The organism is Glutamicibacter sp., assembly GCF_032154645.1.
Lineage (GTDB): Bacteria > Actinomycetota > Actinomycetes > Actinomycetales > Micrococcaceae > Glutamicibacter.
Genome location: NZ_JALDXV010000013.1, coordinates 83,986 through 98,985, shown reverse-complemented (window position 1 = coordinate 98,985; position 15,000 = coordinate 83,986). Strand labels below are relative to the sequence as shown.

General features: G+C 57.5%; 15 protein-coding genes. 7 read left to right on the top strand and 8 right to left on the bottom strand.

What is annotated here, in order from left to right; all coding sequences use genetic code 11:
- Positions 1-120: 120 nt before the first annotated feature.
- Together RUH64_RS11885 and RUH64_RS11880 are read right to left on the bottom strand one after the other, a co-directional pair.
- The gene (locus tag RUH64_RS11885) at positions 121-852 is read right to left on the bottom strand and encodes a PspA/IM30 family protein (RefSeq protein ID WP_313813592.1); all 732 of its coding nucleotides are present in this window, start codon (positions 850-852) and stop codon (positions 121-123) included.
- Between the two features lie 73 nt (positions 853-925).
- The gene (locus RUH64_RS11880) at positions 926-2,989 is read right to left on the bottom strand and encodes a TPM domain-containing protein (protein WP_313813591.1); all 2,064 of its coding nucleotides are present in this window, start codon (positions 2,987-2,989) and stop codon (positions 926-928) included.
- 236 nt (positions 2,990-3,225) lie between these two features.
- On the opposite strand from RUH64_RS11880, the gene RUH64_RS11875 reads away from it, so the two are divergent.
- The 4 genes from RUH64_RS11875 (at position 3,226) to RUH64_RS11860 (ending at position 7,584) form a co-directional block, all read left to right on the top strand.
- A complete protein-coding gene (locus RUH64_RS11875; RefSeq protein ID WP_313813590.1) occupies positions 3,226-4,851 on the top strand; it encodes a trypsin-like peptidase domain-containing protein in 1,626 nt (541 codons plus the stop codon).
- A gap of 193 nt (positions 4,852-5,044) precedes the next feature.
- Positions 5,045-5,866 (top strand): electron transfer flavoprotein subunit beta/FixA family protein, encoded by an 822-nt coding sequence (locus RUH64_RS11870; protein WP_313813589.1) that lies wholly within the window; start codon positions 5,045-5,047, stop codon positions 5,864-5,866.
- A 15-nt stretch (positions 5,867-5,881) separates the two neighbouring features.
- The gene (locus tag RUH64_RS11865) at positions 5,882-6,826 is read left to right on the top strand and encodes an electron transfer flavoprotein subunit alpha/FixB family protein (protein ID WP_313813588.1); all 945 of its coding nucleotides are present in this window, start codon (positions 5,882-5,884) and stop codon (positions 6,824-6,826) included.
- Entirely contained in the window at positions 6,823-7,584 is a 762-nt protein-coding gene (locus tag RUH64_RS11860; RefSeq protein WP_313813586.1) for a PIG-L deacetylase family protein, read from the top strand. The genes RUH64_RS11865 and RUH64_RS11860 overlap by 4 nt, the downstream gene beginning before the upstream one ends.
- Positions 7,585-7,663: 79 nt before the next feature.
- Here the strand turns inward: RUH64_RS11860 and RUH64_RS11855 are convergent, their stop codons facing one another.
- The 6 genes from RUH64_RS11855 to RUH64_RS11830 all read right to left on the bottom strand — a co-directional run bounded on the left by RUH64_RS11855 (position 7,664) and on the right by RUH64_RS11830 (position 11,708).
- A complete protein-coding gene (locus RUH64_RS11855) occupies positions 7,664-8,242 on the bottom strand; it encodes an anti-sigma factor domain-containing protein (RefSeq protein ID WP_313813585.1) in 579 nt (192 codons plus the stop codon).
- Between the two features lie 125 nt (positions 8,243-8,367).
- Positions 8,368-8,829: a tRNA (cytidine(34)-2'-O)-methyltransferase gene (locus RUH64_RS11850; protein WP_313813584.1), complete on the bottom strand. Its 462-nt coding sequence runs from the start codon at positions 8,827-8,829 to the stop codon at positions 8,368-8,370.
- A gap of 41 nt (positions 8,830-8,870) precedes the next feature.
- Positions 8,871-9,770, bottom strand: a complete 900-nt coding sequence (locus tag RUH64_RS11845; protein WP_313813582.1) for a J domain-containing protein — start codon at positions 9,768-9,770, stop codon at positions 8,871-8,873.
- A 129-nt stretch (positions 9,771-9,899) separates the two neighbouring features.
- Positions 9,900-10,637, bottom strand: coding sequence for a dihydrofolate reductase family protein (locus RUH64_RS11840; RefSeq protein ID WP_313813581.1), 738 nt, complete (start codon positions 10,635-10,637; stop codon positions 9,900-9,902).
- Positions 10,638-10,648: 11 nt separating this feature from the next.
- Complete coding sequence (folP, locus tag RUH64_RS11835) at positions 10,649-11,581, bottom strand: dihydropteroate synthase (RefSeq protein WP_313813580.1); 933 nt, start codon at positions 11,579-11,581, stop codon at positions 10,649-10,651.
- Positions 11,490-11,708 (bottom strand): hypothetical protein, encoded by a 219-nt coding sequence (locus RUH64_RS11830; protein WP_313813595.1) that lies wholly within the window; start codon positions 11,706-11,708, stop codon positions 11,490-11,492. The genes folP and RUH64_RS11830 overlap by 92 nt, the downstream gene beginning before the upstream one ends.
- Here RUH64_RS11830 and RUH64_RS11825 point away from each other — a divergent pair.
- The 3 genes from RUH64_RS11825 to mnmA are packed head-to-tail and all read left to right on the top strand — an operon-like array spanning position 11,694 to position 14,898.
- Positions 11,694-12,500 (top strand): hypothetical protein, encoded by an 807-nt coding sequence (locus RUH64_RS11825; protein ID WP_313813579.1) that lies wholly within the window; start codon positions 11,694-11,696, stop codon positions 12,498-12,500. The two genes, RUH64_RS11830 and RUH64_RS11825, sit on opposite strands and share 15 nt — an antisense overlap.
- Before the next feature lie 29 nt (positions 12,501-12,529).
- The gene (locus tag RUH64_RS11820; protein WP_313813577.1) at positions 12,530-13,765 is read left to right on the top strand and encodes a cysteine desulfurase family protein; all 1,236 of its coding nucleotides are present in this window, start codon (positions 12,530-12,532) and stop codon (positions 13,763-13,765) included.
- On the top strand, positions 13,762-14,898 hold the full coding sequence (gene mnmA / locus RUH64_RS11815; protein ID WP_313813576.1) for a tRNA 2-thiouridine(34) synthase MnmA: 1,137 nt from the start codon (positions 13,762-13,764) through the stop codon (positions 14,896-14,898). The genes RUH64_RS11820 and mnmA overlap by 4 nt, the downstream gene beginning before the upstream one ends.
- Positions 14,899-15,000: the final 102 nt, after the last annotated feature.

Genomic DNA, 15,000 nt, shown 5'->3' with positions numbered 1-15,000 from the left:
CCCGCCACGAAAGTGGCAAGGACGGAAGCAATCGCTTCCGTCCTTTCTTTTTGCCCATACGACGATGGCTCCGAATCACTAAGGATTCGGAGCCATCGTCGCATGCGTGATGAAAGGAGACTAACCTTCGAGCTGTCCGGTCTGCTTTGCCTTCAAGGCCGCCAGCCGCGCTTCAACCTCGGTTTGTTCTCCCAGGTCCTCAAGGGACTCGAACTGTGCGTCAAGGCTTGAGGAGGCCAGTTCCGCTGCGCCTCGAACACGAGCTTCTTCGCGACGAACCTTTTCCTCAAAGCGTCCGATTTCGCTGGAAGGATCCATGATATTGACTGCCTTGACAGCTTCATTGACTTGATTCTGAGCGTGAGCGGCCTTGGAACGAGCGATGAGCTCATCGCGCTTGCTCGTCAATTCAGTGCGCTTTTCCTTCATTTGGTTCAGGCCGGTTTTCAGTTTCTCAACGATCTCGCGCTGCGAGGTGATTGTCGGCTCAGCGGTCTTCATTTCAGACTCTGCTTGCATCTGTCGTTGAATCGCAACCTTGGCAAGATTGTCGAACTTGGCAGCATCGGTAGCATTACCAGCAGTCCGGAACTCGTCTGCCTTATTCGACGCTGCCAGCGCCTTGTTACCCCAATCAGAAGCTGCCTGTTCGTCTTCTTTGTAGTCGTCTTCGATCATTCGCAGGTTGCCGATGGTTTGTGCGATTGCCTGCTCGGCTTCAGCGATGTTGTCGTTGTAGTCGCGGACCATCTGGTCCATCATCTTCTGTGGATCCTCTGCTGAATCGAGGAGCGCATTAATGTTTGCCTTGGCGAGTTGAGTGATTCGCCCGAAGATTGACTGCTTTACCATGGTCAGATTTCCTGTCTATCGAATGTAACGATCATGGGTACTACATCTAAAAAACTTTTCAGTGCGTGAGTCCTTAGAAGCTTCCGCCGGCGCCGCCGAAGCCTCCACCGTCGCCGCCACCGAATCCACCGTCTCCACCGCCGAAGCCGCCGAATCCGCCGCCTCCAAACATCGAATCGTCGCCACCGTGGCCTCCGCGATGTCCGCCATTGAGAATGGAATCTATCAGAATGCCGCCGAGAACTGCACCGCCAATGCCGTCGAACATGCCGCCCCTGCCGCGACCTCGTCCACCAAAGCCTCCGTCAGAGCCGAAGCCGTCACCGCCACCGAAACCGTTGACGTCCTGTTCCGCCATGCTTGCAGCCTGATCTGCCAATTGGATGGCGCGCTGTGCGGCAGCTACTGCAGTAGCCGGATCGCGCTGCTCCATTGAGTGTGCATCGTCAAGACAACGCTGTGCTTCGGACAATCTGGTACGAGCTGAGGAACGGACTCCACCGCGTCGTGCGCGGATGTAGTCCTCGGTACCCTCGACACGTGACTCAGCAGTGCGCAGCAGGCTCTGTAGCTGAGCCCGAGCAGCTTCTTGCTGCTCGGCCTGATTGCGAAGGGTGGCCAGCGCCGAGGACAAAGGCATTGACGCCTCGTCCAGCTGGGCAATGAGCGCCAGAGGATTGTGCTTGCCGCCCTGAATAGATTGTTTGATACTGTTCAAGGTGCTCATAACGGTTGAAACTGCACCCGCCAGGTCCGGCTGTGAACCATTGTCAACCAGTGCCTTAGCTTGTGCCACGTCTCGTGCTGCGAGGGCAACGGCGGATTCCAAATCGGTATCTGCATGTCTGAGCGCCTCGGCAGACTTGGTGATGGCCTCCATCAAGACGCCTGCCTGATCTTGAGATTCCTCAGCGTTCTGAATTAGTGCAGCCGCAGCGGAACGGTCCTTCGTCAACTCGTCAGTAGCCTGTTTCAGCGCTGACGCCGAAAATGACAGACGCTCGGAAGCCTGTTCGACGTTGTCCATTATCTGTGAGACGGCCGTTTGATCGTATTTAGCGGTGAGCTGTTCAAGAACTGAAACCTGAGCGGAAAGTTTTTGATTCAAGGGCTCCTGCTCGGCGGTCAACTCGGTTATGCGCGTTTCTGCGTTTTGCTCCAACTGCCTCAACGACTTAAAGGCATCTGCGTGTTTCTGCAGAATCTCATTTACCTGACCACAACGGCTAATAATCTCGCCCAGCCAGTTGCGCTGATCTTGCTCAGTGTCTGGGATATCGTCGTCAAGTTGCTGCTGCAGATGGAACGACTTGGTCAGCTGTTCTTTAGCATTGGACAAATCCTTGGCAAAAACCTCAATTGCCGACTTGCCGTACTGAGCCTCTGCGAATCCCAACTCCTGCTCTGAGGATCTAATCGAGTCATCCGCTGCGACCAGGAGCTGGTCTGCCTGACGGCGCAACTGTTCTAGTGGAACTAGTTGTGTCTGCGGCTGTCCATAACCGATAGGTCCTTGAGCCTGTCCCTGAGGAAGGCGCGCATTCCTATTTTTGCTTCGACGGTTGAGAATCAGAAAGCCCAGGACGCCGACGCCGGCCACGATGATCATCACCCAAAAGAAACTGATTCCGGATGAAGAACCAGAAGTAATGGGGTCGTTGTTTGCAGCGCTTTCGATACCGTCGATTGCGCCCTCGGCTGCTCCGGCCCAATCATCATCGCTGAGCGCAGGTAGAACTTTCTTGGAGAAAATATCCTGCCGATAGTCATTAATAGGGCTGTTTTCTGAACTGCCCAAATAAGCCTGACGCTGTTCGGTAGCGACGACGAGTAGAACATCCGAGGTGCCCATGTTCTTTTTGGTGTAAACCTCTTTGGCCCATTCACGCGGGTCATTCGGGTCCGTGAACTCGTCGACATAGACAGCGAAGAAGCTGATTCCTGTATCGTTTCGCAGCTGCGTGATTTGCTTTTCTAGGTCATCAATATCTGAACCTAGAACATTCGCGTCGTCGACGATAAAGTCTCCAGGAGGAATTGTCACTGGGGATTCCGCCATAGCGGGGACACCTAGTCCTAGACCTGCGACCGAAGCCAAAACGGCTCCCGCCAACAATCGACGAACCTTGATTCCCATGCTTCCCACCTGAACTGCTAAGTCGAATTGAACCTGAAACAGAACGGGTTCTGTCCCTAGTAGAACGTGATTTTTCACTTCGTTTTGATTCTATTTGCCCCAGTGAGCCACGTCTACGACATTTAGCTGCGAGAATAGTTAACTCACAGCGAGCGCAAAGTTAGTGCAGTTTCATGCCACAGAACCGAACTGAATAATAGAACCCAAGAGATCCTAGAATTCGAAAGAGGCGAACCATGAGCCAGAATCCGAATGAGCCACGCGACAACAACTTGGGTGACTCTTCACAGCCGGTAAATCCAGTCGACCCGACGGTCAGCATGCCACGCAGCGATGCGCAGCCGGTCGACGATAACCAGCCGACTTCTGCCTTGCCCGTGAACCCAACTGAACCAACGGTCAGCATGCCACGCAATGACGTACCGGCACATAATGAAAATCAGCCGACTGCAGCACAGCAGCCGGCGAATGTTCCACCAGCGCAGACCGAGCAGCCACAGTATGCTGCGCAGCACAGCGCCGGACACGGGGCTCAGTACGGCAATCACAATTCGGGTGCCCACAACGGTCCGGAATATCCAGCGGCCTACAGTGCACCGGACGCTTCATACGTGAACTATCCTGTTCCACCAGAGCGCAAAACTTCCGGGGCAAAGAAGTTCACCAGTGCCACACTGGTCTCCGGTATGGTCGCTGCGGCACTCGTCGGCGGTTTGGCGGCTGCTGGTACCACCTATTTCATCTCCGGCAACAACGCCGGTGCAGTGTCCTCGACTTCGGCTCCACAACAGGGCGTTGTCATCAACAATCCTGATAAGGTCACCGAAGTCACCGCAGCGGCAGCCAAGGCGAGCCCTAGCGTAGTCACCATCGAGGTGTCGGGTGGCAGTTCAAGCGGTTCGGGCTCGGGCATTATCTTTGACAAGGATGGTCACATCCTGACCAACACCCACGTGGTGACACTGGGCGGACAGGTTGCCGACCCGCAGATCTCCGTCCAGACCAATGACGGCAAGGTCTATAATGCAAAGGTCGTGGGAACCGACCCGATGTCGGATCTGGCAATCATCAAGATCGATGCGCCGAATCTGGTTCCTGCAACCCTGGGTAATTCCTCGGACATGAACGTAGGCGATACTGCGGTAGCCATTGGCGCTCCGCTGGGTCTAAGTGGTACCGTCACCGACGGCATCATCTCGACGATGAACCGGACCATCTCGATTGCTTCATCGGCAGTGCCGGACAGTACGTCGACCGACGGAAACGGGGACAATGGCAGCCAGTTCAACTTCCAGTTCCCTGGTCAAGAACAGCAACAGCAGCAGAGCTCTAGCGGTTCAATTTACGTCAATGTCATCCAGACTGACGCAGCAATTAACCACGGCAACTCCGGTGGCGCACTGGTCAATTCGCAGGGTCAGATCATCGGCGTTAATGTTGCCATCGCATCGGCAGGTAACAGCGAAGACGGCGGCTCCATCGGTGTTGGCTTCGCCATTCCGATCGACTATGCCAAGCGCATCGCCAATGACTTGATTCAAAATGGCAAGGCAACCCACGGTCTGCTGGGCGCAACGGTTCAGGCAACCGCTGGTTCGCAGAATTCTGCAGGCAGCCCAACCAGTTCATTCTCTGTTGGAGCAACGGTGGTTGACGTGAGCAACGGTTCGGCAGCGGATAAGGCAGGCCTGAAGTCGGGTGACGTCATTACCTCGGTCAATGGACGTGCAGTTCGCGATTCGCAGACGGTGACGGCCGCAATTCGTGAAGTACCAGCCGGCGGTAAAGCAGAAATCACCTATGTACGTAACGGTCAGGAACAAAAGACCACTGCTACGGTTGGCGAATTAACCGCCAAGTAAATATGACTCCAAGAGTCGTCATATAGTCACGCTACGACACGTGGCGCGGAGTGGTGAACAACCATCCGCGTCACGTGTTGTTCTATGAGCGATAAAGTCAGGTAACCCTGCCACAGGTAGATACGATAGAAAGTGAAGAATTTTCCGGGTCAACCTTGGCTGCCCGGTGTTGCCAATTATGAGGAAGGCGCGCATGAGCGACGCGAACAACACGCCACTGACCCTAGTGGTGCTGGTCAAGCATGTTCCAGATGTTCAGTTTGACCGACATATCTCTCAGGACTCGCTACGGCTTGACCGTTCCGAGTCAGTTCTTTCGGAACTCGACGAGTATGCGGTGGAAGCTGCATTGGCCATTGTTGAGGAGAACGGTGGATTCGCTGCAGGGCACCAGGTCATTGCCGCTACCGTTGGTCCAAGCAGCTCTGCTAACTCCGTGAAGAAGGCCCTGCAGATGGGCGCCTCTTCCGGTCTGCACCTGAACGATGAGGCGATCGCCGGTTCCGACACCGTAGCTACCTCTAAGGCGCTTGCTGCTCTGGTTTCATACGTACCAGACGTTGACCTGGTAATTACCGGTATGGCATCTACCGACGCCGAAACGTCGGTGATTGCTGCACAGCTTGCCGAGCGACTTGGTTTTGCGCAGCTCACCCACGCGCAGTCAGTCGAGTTTGATGCTTCGCAGCGCGAAGTAACGATTCATCGCGAGCACGGAGACCAGCGTCTGAGCTTGAAAGCGGCACTGCCAGCGGTACTTTCGGTGACCGACCAGGCCAACGACCCTCGTTACCCAAATTTCAAGGGCATCATGGCTGCGAAGAAAAAGAGCATCGAGGAAGTTGATCTGGCAGCACTAGGCCTCGAAGCAAGCGAAGTCGGGGCAGAGGGATCGACCACCAGTGTGCTTGCCGCCGATCAGCGGCCGTCGCGCGAAGCCGGCACCATCATCACCGACAGCGGCGACGCCGGCATTGCGCTGGTCGACTTCCTCGCCGAACAGAAGCTGATCTAAGGAACCATAACGAACATGTCTTCTGCACTAGTATTTTTCTCCAACCTGTCCACCGCGCCAAGCAAGGCCCAGCGCGAGCTGCTTACCCTTGCAGCCCGATTCGAAAACCCGACCGTGGCCGCAGCGTCGCTCATTGCAGATGAAGCGCGCGAGGTGCTTGGACAGTACGGCATCGCCACCGCGCTTCAGGCCCAAAACCCGAACACCGATTTTGGCGGCCACGAACTTGCGGTGCTTGATGCCGCGCTGCAACACACCGATGCCGACCTAGTCTTACTCGAAAATGACAGCTTCAGTCGCGAGATTGGCGCTCGGATCGCGGTCCGCCGAAATACCGCCATCGTCACCGACGTCGTGGATATTTCTGCGGATCTCATCGCTACCAAGGATGAACTGGCCGGAAGCTACAGCGCCAGCGTCAAGTCGACGACCGGTGTACTCATCGCCACCGTCAAGCCGAACAGCGTCGAAGACGCACCACACGGCGCACAAGACGGGGTCTCAGTTAAGGATCTGGAGCTTGCCCAGTCTTCTGGCCCATCTGTCAGCATCGTTGCCGTAGACCAGAAGGTTGTATCGGACCGCCCCGCGCTCAATGAAGCACGCATCGTTGTGGCCGGCGGCCGCGGTGTTGACGGTGATTTCGGGCCCGTTGAAGATCTCGCCGACGCGCTGGGTGCAGCCATCGGTGCTTCACGCGCAGCTACCGACGCCGGTTGGATTTCCCACGATGCGCAGATTGGACAGACCGGCGTGACAGTGTCACCCCAGCTGTACATTTCGGCAGGCATTTCCGGTGCCATCCAGCAAAAGGCCGGTATGCAGACCAGCAAGTTCATCATTGCCGTGAACAAGGATATGGACGCGCCGGTCTTTGAAATCGCAGACCTGGGCATTGTAGGGGACCTCTCCAAGGTGCTGCCGCAGGCAGCCGCCGAGATTCGACGCCGTCAAGCATGATCGACGCACAGCAATTCATTGCAGCATCGACCGAACGCGTCCTTGCTTTTGCTGCGCATCCCGACGATCTCGACTTCGGGGCCGCCGGAACCATCGCCGCATTAAGTGCCGCAGGTGTCGAGGTTCAATATTGCATTATGACCGACGGGGATGCCGGTGGATTCGACGATCGCGACCCGCTGGAAACTGCCAGACTTCGACATGAGGAACAGCGAGTTGCCGCCTCACGCGTGGGTGTCAGCCAGGTGCACTTCTTGGGTGAACGGGACGGCTACCTCGAAGCCAGCCACGAGGTGATGGCCAAAGTTGTGCGGCTGATCCGTCAGGTTCGGCCAACGATTGTTTTGGCCATGCACCCCGAGCGCAACTGGGATCGGATTCAGCGTTCGCACCCAGATCACCTTGCCTGCGGCGAGGCCGTAACGAGGGCCATCTACCCGGCGGTTGAGAATCCCTTTGCCTATCCTCAACTGTTGCAGGATGAAGGACTCGAAGCATATAAGGTTCCATGGCTGTGGCTCTACGGCGCACCGAAGGAACGCGAGAACGGCTTCATCGACATCACGAACTTCTTTACTCAGAAGATGGATGCGTTACGCGCACATTTCACGCAGCACCCGGATGTTGCAGCAATGGAGAAGTTCGTCCTGCAGCAATGCCAGCACAATGCGCAGCGAGGGCAGCTGCCCGAGGGCGCGCTGGCCGAGGCATTTCACCTGGTAGCCGTCAACGCGGATGACACCATCGCCGGGTTCTAAGGCCACTGGAATCGGTACGAAAAAAGAGCAGGACCTCAAGTTCAAACTTGAGGTCCTGCTCTTTGCGGTGAATCGGATATTAGCCGTTGTCGCTGGTGGTTTCTTCAGTCTTTGGCGAAGCGTTAGCGTCCAGTGGAAGATCAACAGAGGCTTCGGTGTCTTCCGAAGGCACATCCGGAATCGGGGTGTCCTCGATCGTGATGTGGATGGCAAGGACGTCATTGGCGGGGGACAGCCCTGCATCGATGTCTTCACCACTGCTGGAAGCCATCACCGATGCGCCGGTTTCTTCGTGAACCGCCCAGACAACGTACTGCTGCGAGTCATCCAGCGGGGGCAGGCTGGTTATTTTTACCCCAATAGCGTCCTTTGACTTGGAAGAGCTCAAAACTGCTTCGCCGCCATGCTGGAGCTGGATGGTCTGGCTGACTGCATCGCTGGCCTTGGCGGCTTCGGATGCCTTGGTCCCGCCATTGAGCAATGAGAACCCAACAATCGCAAGCACGACCACGATGACGGCGCCAACGATGCCGAAAATCCAGCGCTTTGGCTTTGAACCAGTGTCCGCCCGTGAAGTACTTGCGACTTGGCTTACAAGGTCCAATCCAAGATTTTCGTCCTGAGGCTCTTCGCGGTGCTGGGATTCGCTACCGTTCATTGTCTTGGTTACTCCCGAGTTGTCGTGGGCATAGTTCAATACCTGCGGTTTTTACAGGCACAGTAAAGAGCCTACTTTATAAAGATTAGGTAAAGCTGTATACGTGGCTTGATTGAGCTGGTACTTTAGGCCCCGGCAAATCCGTGCTGCCGCCAAGCCTCGTAGGCCACGATTGAAGCGGTGTTCGCCAGATTCAATGAACGCCGGCCGGGCAGCATCGGCAGTCGTACCAGATCGGTGATCCGTGAATGCTTCTTATCTTCGGCGCTGAGCCCCACGGACTCTTTGCCGAAAAGGAAGATATCGCTTGGTTCATAGCTGATGTCGCTGTATAGCTTGTCGCCCTCGGAAGTGAACGCGAAGACGCGACCTGCGCCCAAAGCTTCGAATGCGGCATCGAGATTTTCATGCACCGTGACATTTGCCAGATCGTGGTAGTCCAAGCCGGCACGTTTCAAGTTTGAATCTTCAAAATTAAAACCCAGTGGCTTAACTAGATGCAGCTCTGCGCCGGTGATGGCGGAGAGGCGGATGGCGTTTCCGGAGTTACCCGGAATTTCTGGAGCATTGAAAACGATTCGAAACACCTATCCAGCTTAATGGGTGTTTGGATGATCGAACGACCAGATCAGTACATTCCGCCAAGTAACTTTGCCAAGACTTCACGATCAACGACGTTGGGGGATGGGCCCGAACCCAAGAACAGCTTGAGCTCGCGCACCAGCGTTGCGGCATTGACTACATTCTGCGAGGAAGAAGACGACGGCTCCGCATTGCGGCGATATTCGATGACCGGCTCATGGTGATTTCCATTAGCTGCAAGAACCAGTGTGTAGGCGGCGACGTTCATTTGCATGAAGGCCCGCTGCATACCGGAAATCTGAATTACCGGAGGTTGCGTCATCTTGTTGCCATTGCGCAGCACCGCTCCGTCAAAGGAATAGTAACCTTCCGGAAGCGTCATGGTATTGATCACGGCCATGCGATAGCCAGCCATCACCACGTGGTCAAAATGACCACCATTGGGCGAATGCAGCCCCGTCACTAGCCGCGCGGCAGGAAGCACCGTGAGCAGGTTCTTGGACAGCAGGTTTATTGTGGTGGCCTCGCGGGCCAGCCTTGAGCGTGCCGCGAACAACCCTCGTTTCCGCGGTTCGCCGTGGATACGTTGCTCGGACCTGGCCGCATTCAACAAGGTGAAGTTCAAGTCATCCAGCGGCGGCACATACTCGGTGGGCAGCTGGGCCTTGGGCTGTTGAGGCGTTGTACGTAAACGCTCATCATAGGGTCGCGCCCGGTACCCGGCACGAGGAGCCTGACCAGGAGACTGGAATGTCCGCTCGAATGCATCGGGAGCCTGCATGTCACTGAGCATTTGATAGGCGCGCTGGACATCTTTAAAAGCGTCTTCACTGCCGCCTAGGTCCGGGTGTGTCGCCCTGGCCGCCTTGCGGTAGGCAACTTTGATCTCTTCCATACTTGCCGCAGGGGAAACGCCAAGAATCTCGTAGGGGCTTGGCGAACTCATGCTGTGGCAAGTTCCTTCCGGCGAGCGTGGATGCAGGGCTGACACTGTCTATCCTAGCCAAAGAACTGTGGCCCAAGCTTTTCGATTCTGAAAGTTAGCTGACAGTTGTATGGAATCACTTCGGTGTTGCTATTGCCCCACCCGGTACTCGGAGAGCAACATGGAGTCCTCCTCTAGCAGGGTGTGAAGATGCAGTTGTATTTCCGTTTCCTCAGGCGATGAGCAGATGCGAGCCCCTTGACCGGCGGCGAGCACGGGAGAGTAGCTCAGGCAGAGGGAATCAAGTACTCCGGCGGCGGCGAACTGACCGAAGAGCCGAGGACCACCTTCGGCATGAATAAACTGCAGCCCCCGTGAAACGAGTTGGGCTACGATCTGGGAAGGGTCCACGCCGTCACCTCGACGACCGATCTGAATGATTTCAACATTACTTGGATAGCTTGCCCGCACTTGCTCGCTGACCGGTTCAGCGCAAAAAAGCAGCACCGGGGCTGGGGATTCGTTGAGGGCAGGGGTCTGTGGGCTCAGCGAGAGGCTGCGCGATACGATCGCTAGCACCGGGTCGGGGGACAGGTTATGAGCCAACCGCCAGGCTCGATCTTCGTCTGATACAAGCGGGCCTTCGTAGCCTTCTGCATGAACCGTACCAGAACCGACGAGCACCACTTGGGCAAGTCTGCGCAGCAGCATGAACACCCGATGGTCCGCCGCGGACCCCAGAGCGCCGGACAGGCCGCCAAGCTGAGCGGAACCATCCACACTCGAAACGAAATTGAACCTGATGAAGGGTAGTTGTCGGCTCCCATACCGCGAGAGCAGGTAGTCGTCGTCGACGTTTTCAAGGACATCTGGCAAAAGTGCGCGCATGGAATCTATCCTCAGGCTTGCCGGTTGGCTTCTCGTTCGGGATGGGCTGGTGGATTCACATCACCCATATTGTGGATCTGTTTGACCGGCTGCCGCCAGCCTTGTGCGGCTTCGATCAGGCGTACTGTTTGCACTGATTCAACGATATTGTGCATGCGGATGATGCGTGCTCCGCCCATGGCGCACATGGTGGCAGCGACCATGGAACCAATGACGCGCTCGGATTTCGGGAGGTCCAGGGTTTCACCAATGAAATCTTTGTTGGACACTGCGGCCAGAGTTGGATAGCCAAGATCTGCGATGCCTTGAAAGTTTGCGGTGATGTCCAAAGTGTGCCGGGTGTTCTTATTCAGGTCGTGTCCCGGATCGATGATGATTTTCGATTCGTCGATCCCGAACTGTTTGGCAAGTTCGACGCGCTGCTGAAGATACTCGCGTACCTCTGCCACCACGTCATCATAGTGGGGACGTGGGTAGATGGTGCGAGGCTTGGCCAGTGAATGGGTCAACACGATATGAACATTATTTTTGGCAACTACCTCTGCCAACTGCGGATAGGCAAGGCCCGTGGTGTCGTTGATGACGTCTGCCCCTGCATCGATGGCAGCCTGTGCGACCCGAGGCTGGAAGGTATCGGCGGAGATAATGACGTCGCTGCGGCGTCGCACCTCCCGAATGACCGGAACTATACGCTCAGCTTCCTCCTGCCAGGGCAGCTCTGGACCCGGGGAAAAAGGGACTCCGCCGATATCGAGCCAGTCTGCGCCTGCATCCACGGCGTTCATCGCTGCTTCCACTGCCTGGTCGAGTCCGAAAGTCGATCCTGCGTCATAAAAGGAATCCGGGGTGCGGTTAATCACTGCCATGACGGCAATCCGCTGCGAGAAATCGATGCTCTTGCACGCAAAGTGATGAACGGGGACCTTTAGATCTGGCAGAAACATTGCTGGCGGCTCCCTTGTCATCAAATTCTTTGAATTTATCTACTGCATCATTCATATCACTGCCCACCGCAAAACTAGTGATGGTCAGGTGAACGCTCGGTAGTCTTGAGTCATGCAGTTTTCCCATGTCTCCGCCGAAACCGGTCAATGGATCATCGATGCCTGCGCCACCGCAGATCCACTGACTGTCACCTCTCAGGTGCCCGTCGGCTATGAACGCTACGTCCGCATCTTGCACCCAGCTCTGGACGAAAACGACCAGCAGGTCACCTGGGCCACGGTGGCGGCCAGCCGCCACCACATCCTGACCGCGGCAGACCTTTTCGAAACTGTCGCAGGACTCGACGCCCAGGGAAACCCCGTCTCCGATGACGCATGGGTCGACACCGATCTTCCGTTGGATGAACTTCCCAGCAATCTCTGGGCCCAACTTGCCAAGATCCTGATTCATGCATCGGGCCGGCAAAACTTCATCGCTGGCCTTTGGGCAGGCTATGCCTTCATCGAAGGCGGGGAGCGAATCCAGATCGAATTGGAGCCCGACCCATCCTTGAGTGAAGAGCAAAACGCCGCGGCCTATGCAGCGGCGCTCGCCGAGGCGCAGAAGCCAGCATTTAGCGAAGAGGATTTGTCCCAGGGGGCCTTGGAGCTCGGCGGTGGGTACCGCAATTTCCATTTATTCGAGGTGGATGCCGAATTCCTGGCCAATCCGTTGTGGGCTCGTACCTCCGAGGGGGAGCAGCGCCAGCGTCCGTCGTTGGCATTCGCGGCAGACCGGTCCTGGATGCTGTCTACCGAACCCTATGACGATTGCACGATCGTTGGCGGATCTGCCGAGCTGATCGATGCGATTCTGCGCGACCCAAACCTAGAGGCCATCGAGGTCGGCGAATTCACACGGATCGGCCATTCAAACTAGGCGGATAAAACTCGTACCATTGAAGGTATATGAATACTTCCGCCGTATACCTGGATCACGCGGCAACCACCGACCTGAACCCGGCGGCGCTCAGCGCGATCACCGAACAATTCGCACTCACCGGTAATCCCTCCTCGCTGCACACGGCGGGGAGGCGTGCCAACCGCGTGGTGGATGACGCGCGCACCGCAATCGCAACGGCTGCCGGGGCGCATCCCAGCGAGCTGATTTTCACCTCCGGGGGCACGGAATCCGACAATTTGGCGCTCAAGGGTTTGTATTGGTCGCGGGTACAGGCCAATTCAAAGGCCCGCACCATCTTGCTTTCCGGGATCGAGCATCATGCGGTGTTGGATACCGCCACGTGGCTTGAAGAACATGAAGGGGCCACGCTGCTGTGGATGCCGGTGGACCAGGACGGTGTGCTTGATCTTCAGGTGCTCGCGGAGCTTTTAGAAGAACACCACGAATCCATTGCACTGGGCACCATCATGTGGGCGAACAACGAGGTTGGAACCGTCCAGCCCGTGGCACAGTTCGCCCAGATGCTTGCCGCTTACGGGATCCCCGCGCACAGCGACGCGGTGCAGGCATTTGGCGCAGTCGAGGTGGACTTTGCCGAATCGAAACTTGCCACGATGGCGATCAGCGCACATAAAATCGGCGGACCCGTAGGCATCGGCGCCCTGCTTGTTCGCCGCGACATTACCCTGACCCCGGTGCAGCACGGCGGAGGACACGAACGGAAGATGCGTTCGGGCACCATGAACGCCGCCGCGGCTGCAGGCTTTGCGGCGGCCGCCACCGACGTCCACGCCCATTTGGCAGCCGAAAACGCACGACTGTGCGCGCTGCGTGAGTATGCGGTGCAGCGCATTGCACAGCTGATCCCCGACGCGGTGCTCAACGGTCCGCGCGATGCCCAGAATCAAGGGCAGCGGCTGCCTGGCAACCTGCACTACACGTTCCCCGAATGCGAGGGGGACTCGCTGCTGTTCATGCTGGACATGCAGGGCATCGCCTCCTCCACAGGCTCTGCCTGCACCGCCGGGGTGCCGCAGCCCTCGCATGTTTTGCTGGCCATGGGCCGCGACCCCCGCACAGCTCGCAGTGTGCAACGCTTCACAATGGGGCATAGAACCACTCAAGAAGACGTTGACGCATTATTGGAGGCCTTGCCGCAGGCTTATGAGCGGGCAAGGAAGGCTGGCATGGCAGCCGACGAAAGCAGCATTCACACGGCAGGAACAGGTTTTTCACGATGAAGGTACTCGCAGCAATGTCCGGCGGCGTCGACTCGGCAGTGGCCGCAGCCCGCGCCGTAGAAGCCGGCCACGACGTGGTGGGAGTCCACCTTGCACTCTCGCGCATGCGCGGCACCCTGCGCACAGGTTCGCGTGGCTGCTGCACCGTGGAAGACTCCAACGACGCCTGGCGCGCCTGCGACAAGCTGGGCATCCCCTTCTATGTCTGGGATTTCTCCGACCGCTTCGCAGAAGACGTGGTTGACGACTTCGTCTCCGAGTACGAGGCCGGACGCACCCCGAACCCCTGCATGCGCTGCAACGAAAAGATCAAGTTTGCCGCCCTGCTGGAGAAGGCATTGGCACTGGGCTTCGACGCGGTCTGCACCGGACATTATGCCAAGGTCATCCGCGATGAGGCAGGCAACCCCGAGCTGCACCGCGCCGCCGACTGGGCCAAGGACCAGTCATATGTTCTGGGCGTGCTCACCCACGAGCAGCTTGACCACTGCATGTTCCCGTTAGCAGAAACCCCCTCCAAGGCGGAGGTTCGCGCCGAGGCCGCGGCCCGTGGCCTGACCGTGGCGAATAAGCCGGACAGCTACGACATTTGTTTCATTCCCGACGGAGACACCCGCGGCTGGCTTGCCGAACGCATCGAGATGAAGCCGGGCGCCATTGTGGACCACGAGGGCAACCAGCTCGGAGAGCACGGCGGCGCCCAGGCCTTCACCGTCGGACAGCGCAAGGGACTGCATCTCGGGCGCCCTGCCGCCGATGGGAAGCCTCGCTTCGTGCTTGAAATCCGCCCGAAGGAAAACAAGGTCATCGTCGGACCGGAAGCGCTGCTTGCCGTGGATCAGCTCACCGGCATCCGCGTGTCGTGGGCGGGTCTGCCCATCGACGAAATCGGTACCGGAACCAGCTTTGAGTGCATGGTCCAGGTGCGTGCCCACGGAGACCCGGTGGAAGCCGTAGCCCACATGGAGCGTGCCGACGACGGAAGCGAGAATCTGGTGGTGAACCTTCCCGAGGGCATGCGCGGTGTTGCACCTGGCCAGACCATGGTGGTTTACCAGGGCACTCGCGTGCTCGGTCAGGCGACCATCGACTCGGCGCGTTCCAGCGCTTGGGACCCGGCCCAGGTCGGCTAGCCACTCAGACACAACGCGAGCGCCGCGGTTCACCCGAAAGTGAACCGCGGCGCTCGCGTTATTTCCTGCGCTCGCTGCGGTTGCAGCAAAGTAAAACCACGG

Excerpts from the sequence above, each read along its gene's own strand:
- RUH64_RS11880 (WP_313813591.1), bottom strand. The coding sequence starts at position 2,989 with ATGGGAATCAAGGTTCGTCGATTGTTGGCGGGAGCCGTTTTGGCTTCG.
- RUH64_RS11825 (WP_313813579.1), top strand. The coding sequence starts at position 11,694 with ATGCAGTTTTCCCATGTCTCCGCCGAAACCGGTCAATGGATCATCGAT.
- RUH64_RS11845 (WP_313813582.1), bottom strand. The coding sequence starts at position 9,770 with ATGAGTTCGCCAAGCCCCTACGAGATTCTTGGCGTTTCCCCTGCGGCA.
- RUH64_RS11875 (WP_313813590.1), top strand. The coding sequence starts at position 3,226 with ATGAGCCAGAATCCGAATGAGCCACGCGACAACAACTTGGGTGACTCT.
- mnmA (WP_313813576.1), top strand. The coding sequence starts at position 13,762 with ATGAAGGTACTCGCAGCAATGTCCGGCGGCGTCGACTCGGCAGTGGCC.
- folP (WP_313813580.1), bottom strand. The coding sequence starts at position 11,581 with ATGTTTCTGCCAGATCTAAAGGTCCCCGTTCATCACTTTGCGTGCAAG.
- RUH64_RS11830 (WP_313813595.1), bottom strand. The coding sequence starts at position 11,708 with ATGGGAAAACTGCATGACTCAAGACTACCGAGCGTTCACCTGACCATC.
- RUH64_RS11840 (WP_313813581.1), bottom strand. The coding sequence starts at position 10,637 with ATGCGCGCACTTTTGCCAGATGTCCTTGAAAACGTCGACGACGACTAC.
- RUH64_RS11885 (WP_313813592.1), bottom strand. The coding sequence starts at position 852 with ATGGTAAAGCAGTCAATCTTCGGGCGAATCACTCAACTCGCCAAGGCA.
- RUH64_RS11870 (WP_313813589.1), top strand. The coding sequence starts at position 5,045 with ATGAGCGACGCGAACAACACGCCACTGACCCTAGTGGTGCTGGTCAAG.
- RUH64_RS11855 (WP_313813585.1), bottom strand. The coding sequence starts at position 8,242 with ATGAACGGTAGCGAATCCCAGCACCGCGAAGAGCCTCAGGACGAAAAT.
- RUH64_RS11860 (WP_313813586.1), top strand. The coding sequence starts at position 6,823 with ATGATCGACGCACAGCAATTCATTGCAGCATCGACCGAACGCGTCCTT.
- RUH64_RS11820 (WP_313813577.1), top strand. The coding sequence starts at position 12,530 with ATGAATACTTCCGCCGTATACCTGGATCACGCGGCAACCACCGACCTG.
- RUH64_RS11865 (WP_313813588.1), top strand. The coding sequence starts at position 5,882 with ATGTCTTCTGCACTAGTATTTTTCTCCAACCTGTCCACCGCGCCAAGC.